Origin of the sequence: Plantactinospora sp. KBS50 (assembly GCF_002285795.1) — a bacterium.
Taxonomy (GTDB): Bacteria; Actinomycetota; Actinomycetes; order Mycobacteriales; family Micromonosporaceae; genus KBS50.
Genome location: NZ_CP022961.1, coordinates 6,191,024 through 6,209,236, shown reverse-complemented (window position 1 = coordinate 6,209,236; position 18,213 = coordinate 6,191,024). Strand labels below are relative to the sequence as shown.

Sequence of the window (18,213 nt, the reverse complement as noted above, 5' to 3'; positions counted from 1 at the left end):
TCGTGCCTGTCCGGGTCCGGTGGTCACCGCTCCCGGCCGGCGGGCCGGGTCAGGGCTCCCGCCGCTCACCGGCCAGCACGCAGGAGTCACCCGCCAACTCCACCAGCCCGTCCTGGACCAGCCCCGCCAGCGCCCGGGACCGTTGCACCTCGTCCGCCCACACCAGGTCCAGCCGCTGCGTGGGCACCGGACCCCGGCTGTCCCGCAACACCGCGAGCAGCAGGCCGCGGACCTGCCGGTCGGTGCCCGCGTACCGCTGGGGACGCCGGCTCGGCGTGCCCGGCAGCGCCGGTCGCCCGGTGCCGTACCAGGTGCAGGCGGCGGCCAACGGGCAGGCGCCGCAGCGAGGCGCCCGAGCGGTGCAGACGAGCGCACCCAGTTCCATGAAGGCCGCGCTGGCCCGGGCGGCCACCGTCGGCTCCGGCGGCAGCAGTTCGGCGGTGGCCACCAGGTCCGCGGGCCGGGTCGCCGGCCCCGCGTCCGGTTCACCGGCAACGGCCCGCGCCACCAGCCGCCGGACGTTCGTGTCGACCACCGGATGCCGCTGGCCGAAGGCGAAGGCCGCCACCGCCCTGGCCGTGTAGCTGCCGATCCCCGGCAGCGCCAGCAGCTCGTCCAGATCCTCCGGCACCCGACCGTCGTGCCGCTCCACCAGCGCGGTGGCGCACTCGTGGAGTCGCAGCGCCCGGCGCGGATAGCCCAGCCGTCCCCACATCCGGATCGCCTCGCCCGGGATCTCCGCGGCGAGCGCGGCCGGGGTGGGCCAGCGGTCCACCCACTGCTGCCACACCGGCAGCACCCGGACCACCGGGGTCTGTTGCAGCATCACCTCGCTGACCAGCACCGGCCAGGCACCCACCCCGGGTACCCGCCACGGCAGGTCACGGGCATTGTCGTCGTACCAGGAAATAGCCAGAGCGGCCAGCTTCGTCTCGGACATCGCGCGGTTGATCCTGCCATGCCGGCCGGTGCCGCCTCCGGTCCCGTACCGTGGACGGTCCCATACCGTGGGCGGCGGGCCGTACCGGCCCGGCGGTGCCCGGCGATGCGGCAGACTGCTCCGGTGAACGAGCTTGCCATCACGGTGATCGGGCATGACCGGCCAGGCATCGTGGCCGACGTCGCGGACGCGCTGGCCGGCCTGGGCGCCAACCTCACCGACTCCACGATGACCCGGCTGCGTGGCCACTTCGCGATGACCCTGGTCTGCTCCGGGCCGGGGGCCGCCGAGGTGGAGACCGCCCTGGCGCCGCTGGCCGACGACGGCCGACTGCTCGCCTCCGTGCTGTCGGTGGTCGCCGACCACGAGGAACCGCCGCGCGGGGAACCGCATCAGGTCGCGGTGTACGGCGCAGACCGGCTCGGCATCGTGGCCGCGGTGACCAGGGTCCTGGCCTCGGCCGGCGCCAACGTCACCGACCTGACCACCCGGCTCGCCGGCCAGCTCTACGTGCTGGTCGCCGAGGTCGACCTGCCGGCCGGGATCGCCGAGGATCTCCAACGCCGGCTCGCCGAGGTGGGACGGCAGCTCGACGTGGAGGTCACCCTCCGCCGGGTCGACCCGGACGTCCTGTGACCGGCGGGGCCACCGATCTCGCCGGCTGGACCGTGGCCGAACTCGGTCCGCCCGGGCGGGTCCGCCCGGTGGTGGTCGCACCGTCCCCGGTGCTGAGCGGCGCTGCGGCGCAGGTCGACCCGTGTTCCGACGAGGCGGTCCGGCTGGCGGCGGACCTGGTGGCGACCATGCGGGTGTCGCCGGGCTGCGTCGGTCTCGCCGCGCCCCAGATCGGGGTGCCGGCGCACGTGTTCGCCGTCGACGTCACCGGGCACCCCAAGTCGGTGAGCGTGCACGGTGAGTTCGTGCTCTGCAACGCCGTGATCGTCGAGGCGACCCGGTGGCGGCCCGGCCGGGAGGGCTGCATGTCGGTGCCGGATCTCACCGGCGACGTGAAGCGGGCCACCAGGCTGGTGGTGACCGGTCGGCTGCCCGGCACCGGCGAACACGTGCGGCTGACGACCGACGGGTTCGAGGCCCGGGCTCTCCAGCATGAGATCGATCACTGCGTGGGCAAGCTCTTCCTCGACCGGGTGGCCGGGGCGCACGCGATCTTCCCCCGCAAGGTCTACCAGTGAGGCATTCGCCACCCTCCGGCCGCCCGCGGGGGTGCCGCCAGCGCCGGGTCCGGTCCCGATCCGGGTCCGGACCGCGGTACGCGTCCGGCGCTCCGTCCGGACCCGGCGCGTCGGCAGGATCAACTCGACCACGCCGACTACGGTGTGGGCATCATGCGTCTGACGGTTGGCCCCCTGCCCCCCGCCGTATATTGGCGGCGTCGCGCCGTCGTGCTCGGAGCGGTCCTGCTTTTCCTTGTCGTGCTGGTCTACTCCTGCTCCCAGCCGGGCAGCCCGGCCGGCAAGCCGGAGTCCTCGTCCACCACCACGGCGGCGGAACCCGACACCGGCGGCACCGAGACCGGCTCGCCGGCACCGACACCGCGGGCCTCGTCCACGGGCAGCGGCCAGGACGCCTCCGACGAGGATCCGGCCACCCCCGATCCGGCCGCCACCGGCCAGGCGAACGCCACGGCCGTGGCCGCACCCCCGGACGGCGGTTGTACCGACGAGGAGATCTCGGTGGTTCCGGTGCCGACGCCGCGGACGGCCCAGCAGGGGACCGTGGTGAACCTCCAGATCAAGATCAAGAACGTGTCGTCCCGTAGCTGCCCGCGCGACGTCGGGGCGGACCTCCAGGAGATCTACATCAAGTCCGGCGCCCGGCGGGTCTGGTCGTCGGACACCTGCGGCACCGCCCGGGGATCGGACGTGGAGCCGTTCACGCCCAGCTTCGAGCGTGCCTACCAGGTGGACTGGAACGGGCGCGAGGCGAGCCGATGCGCCGACGGGCAGGCCACCGGGCCGTTCGTCGACGCGGGCGAGTACCAGGTGTTCGGGCGGCTCGGCAGCAAGCTGAGCGAGCCGGTGAAGCTGACCATCACGGGCTGAGCCGGCGCACCCCGGATCAGGGCCCGCCGGGCTGGGGATCAGGGCCCGCCGGTCTGGGGATCAGGGCCCGCCGGTCTGGGGATCAGGGCCCGCCGGTCTGGGGATCAGGGTCCGCCGGGCCGGCGCCGCGTGGGATCCGCCGGGCCGGCCCTGCGCCGGGTGGCGGGACCCCGGGCGGGGTGGGCTACACGTAGCGTTCGAGGATGGAGGACTCGGCGAGCCGGGACAGCCCCTCGCGCACGCCGCGGGCTCTCGCGTCCCCCACGCCGTCCACCGCCTGCAGGTCCTCGACGGTCGCGCCCAGCAGCCGCTGGAGCGTACCGAAGTGGTTGACCAGCCGGTCGATGATGGACGCCGGTAGCCGGGGCACCTTCGCGAGCAGCCGGAAGCCACGGGGACTCACGGCCGCCTCCAGCGCGTCCGACGCGCCACCGTAGCCGATCGCCCGAGCCACCGAGACCAGGTCGATCAGTTCGGTCGCGGTCAGCAGGTCCAGCTCGACCAGGGCCTCGTCCAGGGTCCGGGCCTTGCGGCCGACCGGCAGGTAGTCCCGGATCACCAGGGTCCGGTCGGCGTCCACCCCGGCCATCAGCTCGTCCAGTTGCAGGGCCAGCAGCCGGCCGTCGGTGCCCAGCTCCACGACGTATCCGGCGATCTCGTCGGCGATCCGGCGCACCATCTCCAGCCGCTGCACGACGGCCACGGCGTCGCGCACGGTGACCAGGTCCTCGATCTCCAGCGCCGAGAGCGTGCCGGAGACCTCGTCGAGGCGCAGCTTGTAGCGTTCGAGGGTGGCCAGCGCCTGATTCGCCCGGGACAGGATCGCCGCCGAGTCGTCGAGCACGTGCCGCTGCCCGTTGACGTAGAGGCTGATGATCCGCATGGACTGGCTGACCGAGATGACCGGGTAGCCGGTCTGCCGGGCCACCCGCTCCGCGGTCCGGTGCCGGGTGCCCGACTCCTCGGTCGGGATCGACGGGTCGGGCATCAGGTGCACCGCGGCCCGCACGATGCGGGTCCCGTCGCTGGACAGCACCACGGCGCCGTCCATCTTGCACAACTCGCGGACCCGGGTCGCGGAGAACTCCACGTCCAGCGGAAAGCCGCCGGTGCAGAGCGACTCGACGACCTTGTCGTACCCGAGCACGATCAACGCCCCGGTGCGGCCGCGCAGGATCCGCTCCAGGCCGTCCCGCAGCGCGGTGCCGGGGGCCATCAGGGCCAGGTTGGCGCGCAGCGGGTCGCCGCTGGCGCTCGGGCCGCTCATCGTCATGCCGGCGGAGACGGGACGCGCCGCAGCGCCCGGGACACCGGCCCGGACCTGGGGGATGGCGCCGGTGATTCGGTTGGCATCGCGGTCGATCGGCACCCGCACAGTCTACGGACTGGTCTGCGGTGGGTGCTCTCGCGGTTACTGTGATGTGCCACGACGCCCCCGCGCGGGCCGTGACGGCGACCGGATCGCCCGGCCGGCGGCGGCCCCGACCCGGCCCGGCGCCGCCGGCCCGGATCCTGCTCCCGGCCGTGAAATCGCAGGTCGCAGGGGATGTGGGAGCGCCTGTCGGCCAACCTGATCACCGGGCGCGCTCAGTCGTCGACGGAGAGTCGGGCGGCCATGTTCAGCGCCGTACGGACGTCGCCCACCTCGGTGATCCGCATCCCGTCCGGCTTGATGCCGGTCGCCTCGGGGCCGCAGCCGGGTGGCACCAGGGCGTACCGGAAGCCCAGCCGGGCCGCCTCGGCCAGCCGGCGCGGAACGGCACCCACCCGCCGCACCTCGCCGGTGAGCCCCACCTCCCCGATCGCGACCAGGTGCGGCGCGATGGCCAGGTTGATGCCGCCGGAGGCGACCGCGAGCGCCACCGCGAGGTCGGCGGCCGGTTCGACCACCCGGATGCCGCCGACGGTGGCCGCGAAGACCTCCCTGTCGTGCAGCGTGAGCCGGTCGGTGCGGCGTTGCAGGACCGCGAGGACCATCGCCAGCCGCGCCCCGTCCAGCCCCGACACGGTCCGCCGGGGCGAGCCGGCCACCGTGGCTCCGATCAGCGCCTGAACCTCGGTGAGGAGGGCCCGGCGGCCCTCCATGGCCACCGTGACGCAGGTGCCCGGCACCGCCTCGGAGTAGCGGGTGAGGAACAGGCCGGAGGGGTCGGCGAGGCTGGTGATGCCCCCCTCGTGCATCTCGAAGCAGCCGACCTCGTCGGCCGCGCCGAACCGGTTCTTGACGCCGCGCACCATGCGCAGCGAGGAGTGCTTGTCGCCCTCGAAGTGCAGCACCACGTCGACCAGGTGCTCCAGCACCCGTGGCCCGGCCACCTGACCGTCCTTGGTCACGTGCCCCACCAGCACGGTCGCGATGCCGCGTTCCTTGGCGACCGCGACCAGCGCCGCCGTGACGGCCCGCACCTGGGTCACCCCGCCGGACACCCCGTCGGTGCCGGACACCGAGATCGTCTGCACGGAGTCCAGCACCAGCAGCCCCGGCTTCACCGCGTCGAGGTGCCCCAGCACGGCCGACAGGTCATTTTCGGCGGCGAGATAGAGCTGGTCGTGCAGGGCGCCCATCCGTTCGGCCCGGAGCCGGACCTGGCTGACCGACTCCTCGCCGCTGACCACCAGCGAAGGGCTGCCGGCGCCGGCCGCCCACTGCTGGGCGACGTCGAGCAGCAGGGTCGACTTGCCGACCCCCGGCTCACCGGCCAGCAGCACCACGGCGCCGGGCACCAGACCGCCGCCGAGCACCCGGTCCAGCTCGGGCACCCCGGTCGGCCGGGCGCGGGCCGGCGCGGCGCTGATCGTGGCGATCGGCCGGGCGGGCTCGGCCGGGGCCCGGGAGCTGACCACCCGCCCGGAGACCGTCGGCCCGGTCAGGGTGGACTCGACCACCGAACCCCACTCGCCGCACTCGGGGCATCGGCCCACCCATTTGGGCGGCTGGTGGCCGCAGGCGTCGCACTCGTAGGCCGGACGGGGGTCGCGGGCCGTGCCGCGGCCGCGCGGCGACGATCCGGTACGGGATACCGAGCGGGAATTCACCCCGGAACGGTAACCGGCCGGTGCGACAGGACGGGCCGGGCCCGGCTCACGCCACGCCCGGCCCGCTGTCCGAGGACTGCCCCGCGCGCCCGATCCCGCCGGGCGGGGGAGCGTCAGCCGTGTTCCTCGCCGGTGGACACCGGCGGCGCCGTGGGCGCCGGGGTCAGCGGCACGGCGACCGGCGCGGGCGTGGTGATCTGCTGCCCGTTCACCTCGAAGGTCAGCTGCACCGCCTGACCCGGGGCCAGCGCGCTGGTCAGTCCGACCAGCCGCAGGTAGCTGCCGGCGTTCCGGCCGAGGACCACGAACCCGTGGGCCGGGATCTGGATGACGGCCGGTCCGGCCGGCACCGCCGGGACGCTGGCCGTGGCGTCCGGGCCGGCCCCCGGCTCGGTCGAGGTCGACGGGCTCGGCGTGCCCGTGCCGGGCAGCCCGCCCGGGAACGGGGTGGACGGTGCGCCGGCGGACGTGCTCGCTCCGGGGCTCGCCGACGCGCCGCCCGGCACCTGCGTCACCTGGTCCGCGCCCGGTACGGCGCTGGGCGCCGGACCGGTGGCCAGTACGACCGAGGCGGCCGAACTGGAGCTGATCCGTACGCTGATCGCCGTCTGGCCGTCGTTGTAGAGCACCGCGTGCACCGTGGCGTCCCCGCCGGCGCGGTAGCCGGCGGTGTCCAGGTAGTCGACGCCGAGGTCACGGACCTTGAACGAGCCGTCGTCGCTCTGCACGTTGACCCCGGAGATGGCGGGTTCGATCTTCGCCGTCTCGGCGATCTGGCCGGCACCGCACCCCGCCAGCAGCAGGGTGGTGGCGACCGTGGCCCCACCGGCCAGCAGCAGCGCCGCCCGCCGGGCTCGGCTGATCGAGCGCGTCACGTCGGTCCTCCTCGTCGCGATCCGCGTCCCTGGACGGACGCGGGGCCATCCCCGCTTCAGGCCGGGGTCCAGGGTAGTTGCCCGTGATCGGCCGCCGTACGCCGACCCGTTGATCCGTACGCGGTCGAGCGACCGCGCCGAACCCATCGCGCGCTGCCGCGCCGAGCCGCGCCGAGCCGTGCCGTGCCGTGCCGTGCCGGCGTCGGCGTCGGCGTCGGATGGTTCCCCGCGGCCGTGCCGCTCACACCAGCCGGCCGCCCAGCACCAGCAGCACCACGTCGAGCAGCGCGACGACCATGACGGCGCGGAACGCGGCGACCGGCCGCCCGGTCCGGCCGGCCCTCGGCCGGCCCAGGTACCAGCCGAGCGGCAGGATGACCGAGGCCGCGGCCACCGCGGCCCAGCCGGCCCAGGACGGCGGCCCGGCCGGGCCGAAGGCCAGTACGGCCGTCGCGGCCAGCAGCAACCCGCCGGCCGCCAGCGTGCACCGGGCCGGGCCGAGCCGGTGCGGCAGGCCGCGAATCCCGGTCCGGGCGTCGTCGTCGAGGTCGGGCAGGGCGTTCGCGAAGTGCGCTCCGGCGCCGAGCAGCCCACCCGCCACCGGCAGCCAGACCGGTGGGGCCGGCACGCCCGGCAGGGCCAGCACCACGCAGGCCGGCAGGGCGGCGAAGGAGAACCCGTACGGCAGCACCGACAGCGCAGTGGACTTGAGCGGCCAGTTGTAGAGCAGTGCCGAGACCAGCGCGGCGCTCATGCCCACGACGACCACCGGGCCGAGCGGCACGGCCAGCAGGGGCGTGCCCAGCGCGGCCAGCAGCGCGGCCACCCCCACGGTCCGGCGTCCGATCAGCCCGGCCGGCACCGGCTTGTCCCGCCGGCCGACCACGGCATCCCGGTCGGCGTCCAGCCAGTCGTTGCTCCAGCCGACGGCGAGCTGGCTGGCCAGCACCACCGCACCCACCCCGACCATCCGCGCCGGGCCGTGACCGGCGGCGGCCGCGAGCAGTACGGCGACAGCCGTCACCGCCGCGGCCGGCTCCGGGTGGCAGGCCCGGATCAGCCCGGAGACCCGGCGGCGGCCGGCGTGGACCAGGGCTGACACCCGACGCGGCACACGGAGAGTCTGGCTGTTACCTCCGACTCGTGCCACGCTCGACATCATGCGAGACGAGGAAGCCGGTGTCGTCACCCGGTCGTCGCCGGCTCGCACCCGACCCCGCAACGACCTCGGCCAGTACGACGATCTGGCGGGCGAGTGGTGGGACCCGCAGGGCGCCTTCGCGATGCTGCACTGGCTCGCGGCCGCGCGGGCCGCCCTGGTGCCGCCGGCGGCCCGGGACGGTGCCGTGCTGGTGGACCTCGGCTGTGGTGCCGGGCTGCTCGCCCCGCACCTGTCCGGGCGGGGCTACCGGCACGTGGGGATCGACCTGACCCGGTCGGCGCTGGCCCAGGCCGCGGCGCACGGCGTGTCCACCGTGGTGGCGGACGCGGCACGGATCCCGCTGCGCGCCGGCTGCGCCGACGTGGTGGCCGTGGGGGAGCTGCTGGAGCACGTTCCGGACTGGCGCCGGGTGGTCGCCGAGGCGTGCCGGGTGCTGCGGCCGGGCGGCACGCTGGTGCTGGACACGCTCAACGACACGGCGCTGGGTCGGCTGCTGGCCGTACGGGTCGCCGAGCGGCTGCCCGGCGTACCGCGCGGCATCCACGACCCGCGGCTGTTCGTGGACGCCCGGGAGTTGGCGCGGGAGTGCGCCCGGGCCGGCGTGCCGGTGCGGATCCGCGGCGTCCGGCCGCAGGCGTGGGGGCTGGCGCGTTGGCTGGCCCGGCGCGCGGTGCCACATCGGACGGCGGTGCCGGCGCCGCGCATCGTGCCGACGTGGTCCACGGCCGTGCTCTACCAGGGTTGGGGGGTCAAGGGTGGGTAGCGCCCGCCGTTGAGGGGTATGGCTTGACGAGGCAGAGGGGGCGGTATGGCGGTGGATGCAGTGGACGCCGCGCGCAGGTTGGCGCCGCGCTTCGCGGCACGGGCGGCCGAGCACGACCGGGACGGGTCCTTTCCGGTGGCCGACTTCGGGGACCTTGCCGCGGCCGGCCTGCTGGGCCTGATGGTGCCGGCCGAGCTGGGCGGGCTGGGCGCCAGCTTCGCCGGGTACGCCGCGGTGGCCACCGAGCTGGCCCGGGGCAATGGCGCGACGGCGCTGGTGTTCAACATGCACGCCTCGGTGACCGGCGCGTTGAGCGCGGTCAACGAGGAACTGGCCGAGGCGCTGGGCATCCCGGACGAGGCGCTCGCCGCCCGCGACCGGCTGCTCGCCGACGCGGCGGCCGGGTCCTGGTACGGCGTGGCGATGAGCGAACGGGGCGCCGGTGCGCGGCTGTCCCAACTGTCCACGGTCTACGAACCGGTGGACGGCGGCTACCGCGTCAAGGGGGCGAAGACGTTCTGCTCGGGCGCCGGCCACGCGGACGCGTACCTGGTGGCGGCCCGCAGCGCCACCGACCCGTCGGTGGTGTCGCAGTTCCTGGTGCCGGCCGGCGAAGGGGTGACCGTCGAGCCCAGTTGGGATTCGCTGGGCATGCGGGCGACCGCGTCGCACGACCTGCACCTGGACACCGTGGTGCCGGCGGACCGGTTGCTCGGCGGGGTCGAGGGGTTGGCCCTGGTGGTGGCGCAGCTCATGCCGCACTGGCTGGTGGCCAGCTACGCGGCGGTGTACGTGGGGGTGGCCCGGGCGGCGGTGGACGCGGCCGTGCAGCACCTGGCGGCGCGCGGCCTGACCGGCCTGCCGGCGGTCCGGGCCCGGGTGGGTCGGGCGGACGCCGCGGTGGCCGCCGCCGGGCTGGCGGTGGCCGAGGCGGCCCGGCGGGTGGACGGGGCACCCGGCGACGAGGAGACCAACCGCTGGGTGTGGCGGGCCAAACTGCTGGCCGGTACGACGGCGGCCGAGGTGGCGGCGTCCATGGTGGAGGCGGCGGGCACCTCGTCGACCCGGCGGGGACATCCGCTGGAGCGGCTGTACCGGGACGCCCGGTGCGGTTCGCTGCACCCGGCCACCTCGGACGTCTGCGCCGACTGGCTCGGGATCGCGGCCCTCGGTGGCGATCCGGACCGCGACGGCTCGGCGCCCCGGTGGTGAGGGAGAGGGGGAGGTCATGACCGAATCGCCGGTGATCGCCGGTCTCGGGGTGGCGACCCCGCCCCAGACCTCCCAGCAGGAGCTGTGGACCGGGTTCTTCGCCCAGCACTTCGCGGGGACCACCCGGGCGCTGGCCCAACGGATCTTCGAGAACTCCGGTGTGACCACCCGGCAGGCGGCGGTCAACCCGCTGCTGGAGGACGTGTCGGACTGGCCGACCGAGCGCCGGATGCGCCGGTATCTCACCGAGGCGCTGCCGCTGGGCAAGGAGGCGGTGGGCCGGGCGCTGACCGCGGCCGGCCTGTCCGCGCAGGACGTCGGGCTCTTCGCGGTCTGCTCGTGCACCGGGTACGCCACGCCGGGGCTGGACATCCTGCTGGCCCGGGACATGGGCATGGCACCGGACACCCAGCGCCTCTTCGTGGGCCACATGGGCTGCTACGCGGCGCTGCCGGGGCTCGGTGTCGCCAGCGACTTCGTGGTGGCCCGCGGGCGCCCGGCGCTGCTGCTCTGCGCGGAACTGACCAGCCTGCACATCCAGCCCGCCTCGGCCCGGATGGACACCCAGCAGATCGTCTCGCACGCGCTCTTCTCGGACGCGGCCGTCGCGGTGGTGCTGCGGCCCGGCGGCGATCCGGTGCGGGACCGCCCCGGGTACGCGGTGCGGGACGTGGTGTCGGCCACCGACACCTCGACGGCGGACCACATGACCTGGGAGGTGACCGACCAGGGCTTCCGGATGGGCCTGTCCCCGCGGGTGCCGCAGGTGCTCGCGGTGCATGTGGCGGCGCTGGTGGACGACCTGCTGCGGCGGCACGGCCTGGCCCGGTCCGACATCGACGGCTGGGCGGTGCATCCCGGCGGTCCCCGCATCCTCACGGTGGTGGAGCGGGAACTGGGTCTGCCGGCGGAGGCGTTGGCGGCCTCCCGGGCGACGCTGGCGGAGCACGGCAACTGCTCCTCGCCGACCGCGCTGCTGATCCTGGACCGGCTGCGCAGTTCCCGGCGGCCACCGCGGCGGGTGTTGCTGCTGGCGTTCGGTCCGGGCCTGACCCTGTACGCGGCGTTGCTGGACCGCCGGGCGGCGCCGGAGTGAGCGGTCAGTCGTTGACGAGTTCGGGCAGGACCTGACCGTACTCGCCGGCGGGGTCGCTCGACCCGGGGACGGTGCGCACGATCCGGGCCGAACGCCCGACCAGGACCGCCGTGGCGGAGCCGTCGGGCGCGCCGAGGCGCAGCGAGGAGCGCAGCTCACCGGCCGGGTCGACCAGCCGGCGTACCGGGCGGGCGGTGACGGCGCGGCCGGCCACCGGCCCCGGCGCCACCCGGCCGCTGGCCAGCGCCACGACCGTCACCTCGGCCGGCGCGGCGAGCGCGGCGGCGTCGATCTGGCCGGCGCACTCGCAGCCGTCCACGATGAGGATCAGCGCGGGCAGCAGGCTGCGCAGCGAGACCAGTTCGCCGTGCTCACCCATCAGGTCGAGCGCGGGCAGCGTGCTGGCCGGGTCCCCGCCGGCCTGCCCGGTGCCGGCGGTCTCGGCGCCGGCACCGCCGGCGGCGGTGCCGACCGCGGGGGTGGCGGTCCGGGTGCCGCCCTGACGGTTCGGATTGTCCTGATCACCGCGAAGAGGCTGGTCAGCGTCGCGAGAACGGCGATGATCAGGAGGACCAGCGGCAGCCGTCGCCCGCCGGGTGCCCAGTGTCCGACCGCCGACCGGTGTCCGGCGGCTGACCGGTGTCCGGCGCCGAGCCCGCCGGCCCCGCGGCGTCCACCGGTCTGCAGCCGGGGCCGGCCCGGCCGGCCGGGCAGCGGGGGGCGGCCGAGGCGGCGCCGCCACCGGGCGGAGCGGGCCAGCCGGCGCAGCTCCCGGCGTACGGCCGCGGACTCCGTGGCGAGCTCGGCCGGGTCGTCGGGAATGATCATCGAACCCCAGTCGGGCGGCAGCTCGGGCAGCCCACCGTCCGGCCCACCGTCACCATTGCCCGACGAATTCATCACGCCTCCTGCGAATGGGCGAAGACGGGTGCTGCTCGGTCTCCAGCGTCCCGCACCTGCCGGCTCACCGCCAGTCCGGTTCCACCGCCGGTCCGGTTCACCGTCGGTGTGCCTGAGTGACGGCGCGGTGGCGCCCGGAGCCGGCCGGTGCGGGGTCGCCGGGAGGCGGTGGCGGGGGACGTCCGCTTTCCTACCCGCCGGTCCGGGCCTGCCGAGGTGCGCGGTCGGGATACCATCGGTAACGGACGGCGCACGCCGGCTGGTTGCACCGCCCGCCCCTGTCGGCGGGTGATCCGTTCGTGACTCAGCGTGTCGAAATCATTGTTGCAGTCGGCTGTCAAGCCGAAGAAAGACCTCTCACAGGGCCTCTGAGCTGCGTTAACGGTCAGGACTGCGGTGAGACATGGGTGCCTGAGCGTGTTACCCTAGACACAGCGAAAGGGGTTTCGAACCTATGGTTTTCAGTGTCGGCGAGACCGTTGTTTACCCCCACCACGGGGCCGCACTCATCGAGGCAATCGAGACTCGGGTCATCAAGGGCGAACCCAAGCAGTACCTCGTCCTGAGGGTCGCTCAGGGTGACCTTACGGTCCGGGTGCCTGCCGAGAACGCCGAGATCGTGGGTGTGCGCGAGGTGGTTGGCGAGGAGGGCCTGGGCAAGGTCTTCGATGTCCTCCGCGCTCCGCACACCGAGGAACCCACGAACTGGTCGCGGCGCTACAAGGCGAATCTGGAGAAGCTGGCCTCGGGTAACCCGCTCAAGGTGGCGGAGGTCGTACGCGATCTCTGGCGTCGTGAGCGTGAGCGGGGTCTGTCGGCGGGCGAGAAGCGGATGCTCGCGAAGGCCCGTGACATTTTGGTCGGCGAGGTCGCACTCGCCGAGAAGAGCACCAAGGACGAGGCGGAGACTCTCCTCGACAAGGTTCTCACCGAGGCCTGAGACCCTCTTCGGCCACCACCCAAATCCGAGGACCGCGACGTGACCGCGCAGCTGAACCCGCGCGGTGACGTCGCGGTCCTTGTTCCTGCCGGGGGTGCGGGCGTCCGGCTCGGCCCGGGTGCGCCCAAGGCGCTGCGTCCGCTGGCCGGTGAGCCCCTGCTGGTGCACGCCGTCCGCCGGATCGCGGCGGCGCCCTCGGTACGGTCGATCGTGGTGGCCGCGCCGGCCGCGGAGGTGAGCGCGGTCCGCGACCTGCTGGCGCCGGTGGCACCGGTGGCGGTCGTACCGGGCGGTGCCACCCGGCAGCAGTCGGTGGCCGCCGCCCTGGCCGCGGTGCCGGCGGGTCCGGAGATCATCCTCGTGCACGACGCCGCGCGGGCGCTCACGCCGAGCGGACTGGTCGAATCGGTGGCCGCGGCGGTCCGGGCCGGCCGCGCGGCCGTGATCCCGGTGCTCCCGGTCGTCGACACGATCAAGGAGGTTTCCGCCGGAGATCTCGTTCTCGGCACGGTCGACCGATCCGCGCTGCGCGCCGTGCAGACCCCGCAGGGTTTCCGCCGGGAGGTGCTGGTCGCCGCGCACGCGGCCGCCGCCGACGCGCTGACCGACGATGCCGGCCTGGTGGAGAAGCTGGGTACGTCGGTGAGCTGTGTTCCCGGCTCCGAGTACGCCCTGAAGATCACCCGCCCGTTCGACCTCCTGCTGGCCGAGCATCTGCTGACCCGGGCCGGCGCCTGATCCGCGGGCCGGACTGGCGTAACCTCGTCTCATGATCGTTCCGCTGGTGGGGGTGGGCACCGACGTCCACGCCTTCGAGCCCGGCCGGCCGTGCTGGGTGGCCGGTCTGCTCTGGCCGGATCTGGACGGCCTGGCCGGGCACTCCGACGGCGACGTTGCCGCGCACGCCGCCTGTGACGCGCTGCTGTCCGCCGCCGGCCTGGGCGACCTGGGTTCGAACTACGGGGTCGCCGAGCCGGAGTGGGCCGGCGCGGCGGGCGTCGCGCTGCTGGCCGAGACGGCCCGCCGGGTCCGGGCCGCGGGGTTGGAGATCGGCAACGTCTCGATCCAGGTGATCGGCGTACGCCCCAAGATCGGTCGCCGGCGTGACGAGGCGCAGCGGGCGCTCGGTGCGGCGGTGGGTGCCGCCGTGACGGTCGCCGGCACCACCACCGACGGGCTCGGGCTGACCGGGCGGGCCGAGGGTCTGGCGGCGATAGCGGTGGCGACCGTCTACCTCCCGCCAGGGTGAACCGTCACCGGCCGCCGGTTCAGCCTGTCGGCCGGTTCAGCCTGTCGGCCGGTTCAGCCTTCGCGGCCGGGTCAGCCCTGGCCGCCGCCCCGACCCGACCAGGTCCAGGCGTACCCGGGGTCCTCGCAGGCCAGCCCCGACTCGCAGAGGTCCAGCGGCCGGAACGTGTCGACCATGACCGCCAGCTCGTCGAAGTAGTCGACCCCGATGGCCCGCTCCACGGCGCCGGGCTGCGGGCCGTGGGTGAAGCCGGCCGGGTGCAGCGAGATCGAGCCCTGTTCGATCCCCGAGCCGCGCCGGGCCTCGTAGTTGCCGCCGGTGTAGAACATCATCTCGTCCGAGTCCACGTTGTGGTGGTTGTACGGCACCGGGATGGCCTGCGGGTGGTAGTCCACCTTGCGGGGCACGAACGAACAGATCACGAAGTTCGGGCCCTGGAACGTCTGGTGTACCGGCGGGGGCTGGTGCACCCGGCCGGTGATCGGCTCGAAGTCGTGGATCGAGAAGGCCCACGGGTAGAGGTGCCCGTCCCAGCCCACCACGTCGAACGGGTGGTTGAGGTAGACGTGGCGGGTCCAGGCCGTGCCGCCGCCACCGCCCGGGAGCGGTGCTTGACCAGCACCTCGACCTCCTCGTCGTCGACCAGCAGCGGCTGCGCGGGTCCGCGGACGTCGCGTTCGCAGTACGGCGAGTGCTCCAGGAACTGCCCGCGGACCGACAGGTAGCGCTTGGGCGGCCCGACGTGCCCGGTCGCCTCGATCGTCAGCAGCCGCACCGGTGTGTCGCCGGTCGGGACGAGCCGGTGCACCACCGAGGTGGGGATGATCACGTAGTCGCCGTCGGACACGTCGAGGGCGCCGAAGGTGGACTCGACCCGTAGCTGCCCGGACTCGACGTACAGGCACTCGTCGCCGACGGCGCTGCGGTACAGCGGCGAGGGCCGGTCGGCGACCGCGTACCCGATCCGGACGTCGTCGTTGGCCAGCAGGTACTGACGGCCGAGTACGGCGTCGGCCCCGGCCGCGTCGAGCTTGTGCGTCCGCAGGTGCCGCGGCTTGAGCGGCAGGTTGGGCGCCCGGGTCACGGCCGGCGGTACGAACTCCTCGGCCGCCACGATGGCGGTGGGTGGGTACCGGTGGTACAGCAGTGACGAGTCGCTGGAGAAGCCCTCCTGGCCCATCAGCTCCTCGGCGTACAGGCTGCCGTCGGGCTGGCGGAACTGGGTGTGGCGCTTGCGCGGCACCTCGCCGACGCTGCGGTAGTACGGCATCTCAGCCCTCCCGTTTTGTCCCGGTCACCGGCCGGTGATGTCCGATAATCGGACGTGGTTGTCCGTTACTCGTAGCGTCCCGTAAGTTCTTTGTTCGTGTCAACGCAGCTACCTCGGATCTTCGACGGGCTCGTGGACGACGCCGCGGTCTTCCCGCCGGGAAGCGCCAGCGTGCCCGACGCGCTCGCCGCGCATCGCCAGCACCGCGTCGCCTGGTACGCCGATCTGGTCGGCCCGCTGCTGTTACCCGCCTCGGCGGTCTCGAACGGGGCACTGGACGGCCGTACCGAGCCCGGTGCCGGCCTGCCGATCGGCCTCATCGGGGACACCGGCATCGAGCGCCTCCCCGCCGTCCTGGACCGGCTGGGACGCGACGACGGCGTGCGGGTGCGCCAACTGGAGGCGCCGGTGGCCAAGCGCGGGGAGGACCCGCAGCCCGGCCTGGCCGGGCTGGTCCGGCTCGCCGCGCAGCGGACCGAGCTGGACTGCTACGCCGAGGTACCGCTCAGCTTCGGCCTGCTGGCGGCGCTGGACACGATCGCCGGGGCGCGGGCCGGCGGCTGCCGGATCGCCGCGAAATTCCGCACCGGCGGCCTGGCGGCCGAACTCTTCCCGACCCCGGTGGAACTGGCCGCGGTGATCTGCGCCTGCCGCGACCGGGACGTGCCGTTCAAGCTGACCGCCGGGTTGCACCACGGGCTGCGGCACACCGATTCGGAGACCGGCTTCACGCATCACGGCTTCGTCAACGTGCTGGCCGCGACGGCCGCCGCCATCGACGGCGCCGAGGTGGCCGACGTGGCCGAACTGCTCGGCACCACCGACCCGCTGCGGGTGGTGGACCCGGTCCGCACCCGGCGGGACGGCGTGCGACCGCTGTGGATCGGCTTCGGCTCGTGCAGCGTGGTCGAGCCGCTTACCGATCTCATCCGACTGGGCCTGGTGAACGGGGGATTCGAGTCATGACCTGGGTACGCGACGCGGTGGGTTCCCCGTACGGCACGCACAACCTGCCGTACGGGGTGTTCCGGCGCGACGGCGGCGAACCGCGGATCGGGGTGCGGATCGGCGAGCTGGTGCTCGACCTGAACGCCGCCGAGGACGCCGGGTTGATCCTGGCCGGCGGTGCCCTGCGACTGCCCACCCTCAACGGGTTCCTGGCGCTGGGCCGCCCGCAGTGGACAGCCGTGCGGGAGCGGATCGTCGAACTGCTCACCGACGAGCGGCACCGGCCCGCCGTGCAACCGCTGCTCACCCCGCTCGCGGAGGTCGAGCTGCTGCTGCCGATCGAGGTGGCCGACTACGTCGACTTCTACTCCTCGGAGCAGCACGCCGGCAATGTCGGGCAGATCTTCCGGCCGGGTCAGCCGGCGATCCTGCCCAACTGGCGGCACCTGCCGATCGGTTACCACGGCCGGTCCGGCACGGTGGTCGTCTCCGGTACCCCGGTGACCCGCCCCGCCGGCCAGCGGCGGTCCGCGGACGGCCCGGTGTTCGGCCCGTCCACCCGGCTGGACATCGAGGCCGAGGTCGGGTTCGTGGTGGGCGTGCCGTCCGCGCCGGGCCGGCCGGTGCCGGTGGCGGACTTCGCGGCGCACGTGTTCGGCGTGGTCCTGGTCAACGACTGGTCCGCCCGGGACATCCAGGCATGGGAGTACCAGCCGCTGGGGCCGTTCCTCGGCAAGTCCTTCGCCACCTCGATGTCGGCCTGGGTGGTGCCGCTGGAGGCGCTGGCCGACGCCTGGGTGCCGGCGCCCGAGCAGGATCCGTCGGTCCTGGACTATCTGCGCGACGTACCGCACCTCGGCCTCGACCTGCGGCTGGCGGTGGACTGGAACGGCGACCGGGTCAGCGAGCCGCCGTTCGCCGGCATGTACTGGACGCCGGCCCAGCAGCTCGCGCACCTGACCGTCAACGGGGCCGCGCTGCGCACCGGCGACCTCTACGCCTCGGGAACGGTCTCCGGGCCGAGTCGCGACCAGGTCGGCTCATTCCTGGAGTTGACCTGGGGTGGTGCCGAGCCGGTCACCCTCTCCGACGGCACGAGGCGGACGTTCCTGGCCGACGGCGACACCGTGACGATCACCGCCAGCGCACCCGGCCCGGACGGCACCACCGTGGCGCTCGGCGAGGTGACCGGTCGCATCCTGCCGGCCCCGGCCGGTCAGGACGGCGCGGCCACGTAGTCCGCCCAGAGCAGCAGCGGCGGCTTCCCGTCGTCGGCCACCACCCGCCGGATCCAGCGCCGGATGAGGTCACGCCGCCGGTCCGGGTCGGCGCGCCGGTGCGCGGTCAGGGTCTGTAGCCGCCGCAGGGTCCACCGCGGCGAATGGTCCAGCGCCGCGGCCACGACCGCCTGGAAGACCTCGCCCTCCAGGCAACCCGCCGGTACGGGTGCCCGTCCGCAGCCGCCGTCGCATCGGTAGAAGCGTTCCGGCGGTCCCATCCGGGCGCGCTGATCGACCGGCACCATGGGAGTGCCGCAACGGCACCAGATCAACCCCCAGAGCAGGTACGGCGTCGGCCGGCCGGGCTGCTCCCACCACGCGCGGGCCGGTCCCGGTTCGCTCGGCCCGTCTCCTCCGTCCTGGATCATGAGCTGCCGCCTCCTGTCCTCGTCCCCCGTGTCCGACCGCGGGCCCCGGTCCGCAGGCGGGCGACCCGGGCGGAACGCAATCGAGTCTGCCTATTCGCACTGAGCGACGCA

At 74.3% G+C, this 18,213-nt stretch carries 19 protein-coding genes and 1 pseudogene; 11 read left to right on the top strand and 9 right to left on the bottom strand.

Annotation, left to right across the window (positions count from 1 at the left end; translation table 11 throughout):
* Nucleotides 1-49: 49 nt before the first annotated feature.
* Nucleotides 50-940 (bottom strand): A/G-specific adenine glycosylase, encoded by an 891-nt coding sequence (locus tag CIK06_RS26900; protein WP_095567143.1) that lies wholly within the window; start codon nt 938-940, stop codon nt 50-52.
* A 123-nt stretch (nt 941-1,063) separates the two neighbouring features.
* On the opposite strand from CIK06_RS26900, the gene CIK06_RS26895 reads away from it, so the two are divergent.
* The 3 genes from CIK06_RS26895 to CIK06_RS26885 all read left to right on the top strand — a co-directional run bounded on the left by CIK06_RS26895 (nt 1,064) and on the right by CIK06_RS26885 (nt 3,003).
* Nucleotides 1,064-1,576 (top strand): glycine cleavage system protein R, encoded by a 513-nt coding sequence (locus tag CIK06_RS26895; RefSeq protein ID WP_095567142.1) that lies wholly within the window; start codon nt 1,064-1,066, stop codon nt 1,574-1,576.
* Nucleotides 1,573-2,133 (top strand): peptide deformylase, encoded by a 561-nt coding sequence (locus CIK06_RS26890; RefSeq protein ID WP_095567141.1) that lies wholly within the window; start codon nt 1,573-1,575, stop codon nt 2,131-2,133. The genes CIK06_RS26895 and CIK06_RS26890 overlap by 4 nt, the downstream gene beginning before the upstream one ends.
* A 153-nt stretch (nt 2,134-2,286) precedes the next feature.
* The gene (locus CIK06_RS26885; protein ID WP_095568168.1) at nt 2,287-3,003 is read left to right on the top strand and encodes a hypothetical protein; all 717 of its coding nucleotides are present in this window, start codon (nt 2,287-2,289) and stop codon (nt 3,001-3,003) included.
* A gap of 184 nt (nt 3,004-3,187) precedes the next feature.
* Here CIK06_RS26885 and disA read toward each other — a convergent pair whose 3' ends face one another.
* The 4 genes from disA to CIK06_RS26865 form a co-directional block, all read right to left on the bottom strand.
* Nucleotides 3,188-4,372: a DNA integrity scanning diadenylate cyclase DisA gene (gene disA, locus CIK06_RS26880; protein WP_095568167.1), complete on the bottom strand. Its 1,185-nt coding sequence runs from the start codon at nt 4,370-4,372 to the stop codon at nt 3,188-3,190.
* Nucleotides 4,373-4,590: 218 nt separating this feature from the next.
* On the bottom strand, nt 4,591-6,039 hold the full coding sequence (radA, locus tag CIK06_RS26875) for a DNA repair protein RadA (protein ID WP_095567140.1): 1,449 nt from the start codon (nt 6,037-6,039) through the stop codon (nt 4,591-4,593).
* Between the two features lie 113 nt (nt 6,040-6,152).
* The gene (locus CIK06_RS26870; protein WP_095567139.1) at nt 6,153-6,914 is read right to left on the bottom strand and encodes a hypothetical protein; all 762 of its coding nucleotides are present in this window, start codon (nt 6,912-6,914) and stop codon (nt 6,153-6,155) included.
* A 241-nt stretch (nt 6,915-7,155) separates the two neighbouring features.
* Nucleotides 7,156-8,064, bottom strand: coding sequence for a UbiA family prenyltransferase (locus CIK06_RS26865; RefSeq protein WP_232533889.1), 909 nt, complete (start codon nt 8,062-8,064; stop codon nt 7,156-7,158).
* Between the two features lie 10 nt (nt 8,065-8,074).
* Here CIK06_RS26865 and CIK06_RS26860 point away from each other — a divergent pair, with 10 nt between their 5' ends.
* Genes CIK06_RS26860 through CIK06_RS26850 form a run of 3 tightly spaced genes read left to right on the top strand, consistent with a single transcriptional unit; the run spans nt 8,075 to nt 11,147 of the window.
* Nucleotides 8,075-8,839: a methyltransferase domain-containing protein gene (locus CIK06_RS26860; RefSeq protein WP_095567137.1), complete on the top strand. Its 765-nt coding sequence runs from the start codon at nt 8,075-8,077 to the stop codon at nt 8,837-8,839.
* Nucleotides 8,840-8,884: 45 nt separating this feature from the next.
* Nucleotides 8,885-10,051, top strand: a complete 1,167-nt coding sequence (locus CIK06_RS26855) for an acyl-CoA dehydrogenase family protein (RefSeq protein WP_095567136.1) — start codon at nt 8,885-8,887, stop codon at nt 10,049-10,051.
* Between the two features lie 16 nt (nt 10,052-10,067).
* On the top strand, nt 10,068-11,147 hold the full coding sequence (locus CIK06_RS26850; protein ID WP_095568166.1) for a type III polyketide synthase: 1,080 nt from the start codon (nt 10,068-10,070) through the stop codon (nt 11,145-11,147).
* Between the two features lie 4 nt (nt 11,148-11,151).
* On the opposite strand, the gene CIK06_RS26845 is transcribed toward CIK06_RS26850, so the two are convergent.
* Together CIK06_RS26845 and CIK06_RS26840 are read right to left on the bottom strand one after the other, a co-directional pair.
* The gene (locus CIK06_RS26845; protein WP_095567135.1) at nt 11,152-11,526 is read right to left on the bottom strand and encodes a hypothetical protein; all 375 of its coding nucleotides are present in this window, start codon (nt 11,524-11,526) and stop codon (nt 11,152-11,154) included.
* Entirely contained in the window at nt 11,526-12,047 is a 522-nt protein-coding gene (locus CIK06_RS26840; protein WP_095567134.1) for a hypothetical protein, read from the bottom strand. The genes CIK06_RS26845 and CIK06_RS26840 overlap by 1 nt, the downstream gene beginning before the upstream one ends.
* Nucleotides 12,048-12,501: 454 nt before the next feature.
* On the opposite strand from CIK06_RS26840, the gene CIK06_RS26835 reads away from it, so the two are divergent.
* Genes CIK06_RS26835 through ispF form a run of 3 tightly spaced genes read left to right on the top strand, consistent with a single transcriptional unit; the run spans nt 12,502 to nt 14,236 of the window.
* Nucleotides 12,502-12,987, top strand: coding sequence for a CarD family transcriptional regulator (locus CIK06_RS26835; protein ID WP_007073334.1), 486 nt, complete (start codon nt 12,502-12,504; stop codon nt 12,985-12,987).
* Between the two features lie 39 nt (nt 12,988-13,026).
* Entirely contained in the window at nt 13,027-13,725 is a 699-nt protein-coding gene (gene ispD, locus CIK06_RS26830) for a 2-C-methyl-D-erythritol 4-phosphate cytidylyltransferase (protein WP_095567133.1), read from the top strand.
* A gap of 31 nt (nt 13,726-13,756) precedes the next feature.
* On the top strand, nt 13,757-14,236 hold the full coding sequence (gene ispF / locus CIK06_RS26825) for a 2-C-methyl-D-erythritol 2,4-cyclodiphosphate synthase (protein ID WP_095567132.1): 480 nt from the start codon (nt 13,757-13,759) through the stop codon (nt 14,234-14,236).
* A gap of 71 nt (nt 14,237-14,307) precedes the next feature.
* Here the strand turns inward: ispF and CIK06_RS26820 are convergent.
* Nucleotides 14,308-15,506, bottom strand: a pseudogene (locus tag CIK06_RS26820) (homogentisate 1,2-dioxygenase).
* A gap of 96 nt (nt 15,507-15,602) precedes the next feature.
* Here CIK06_RS26820 and CIK06_RS26815 point away from each other — a divergent pair.
* Together CIK06_RS26815 and fahA are read left to right on the top strand one after the other, a co-directional pair.
* Nucleotides 15,603-16,472 (top strand): hypothetical protein, encoded by an 870-nt coding sequence (locus tag CIK06_RS26815; RefSeq protein WP_095568165.1) that lies wholly within the window; start codon nt 15,603-15,605, stop codon nt 16,470-16,472.
* Nucleotides 16,469-17,692 carry a fumarylacetoacetase gene (fahA, locus tag CIK06_RS26810; protein WP_095567131.1) on the top strand — a complete coding sequence of 408 codons (1,224 nt, stop codon included), beginning with the start codon at nt 16,469-16,471 and terminating at the stop codon, nt 17,690-17,692. Before CIK06_RS26815 ends, fahA begins: the two co-directional genes overlap by 4 nt.
* On the opposite strand, the gene CIK06_RS26805 is transcribed toward fahA, so the two are convergent.
* On the bottom strand, nt 17,671-18,102 hold the full coding sequence (locus CIK06_RS26805; RefSeq protein ID WP_157756965.1) for a hypothetical protein: 432 nt from the start codon (nt 18,100-18,102) through the stop codon (nt 17,671-17,673). The two genes, fahA and CIK06_RS26805, sit on opposite strands and share 22 nt — an antisense overlap.
* Between the last annotated feature and the right edge of the window lie 111 nt (nt 18,103-18,213).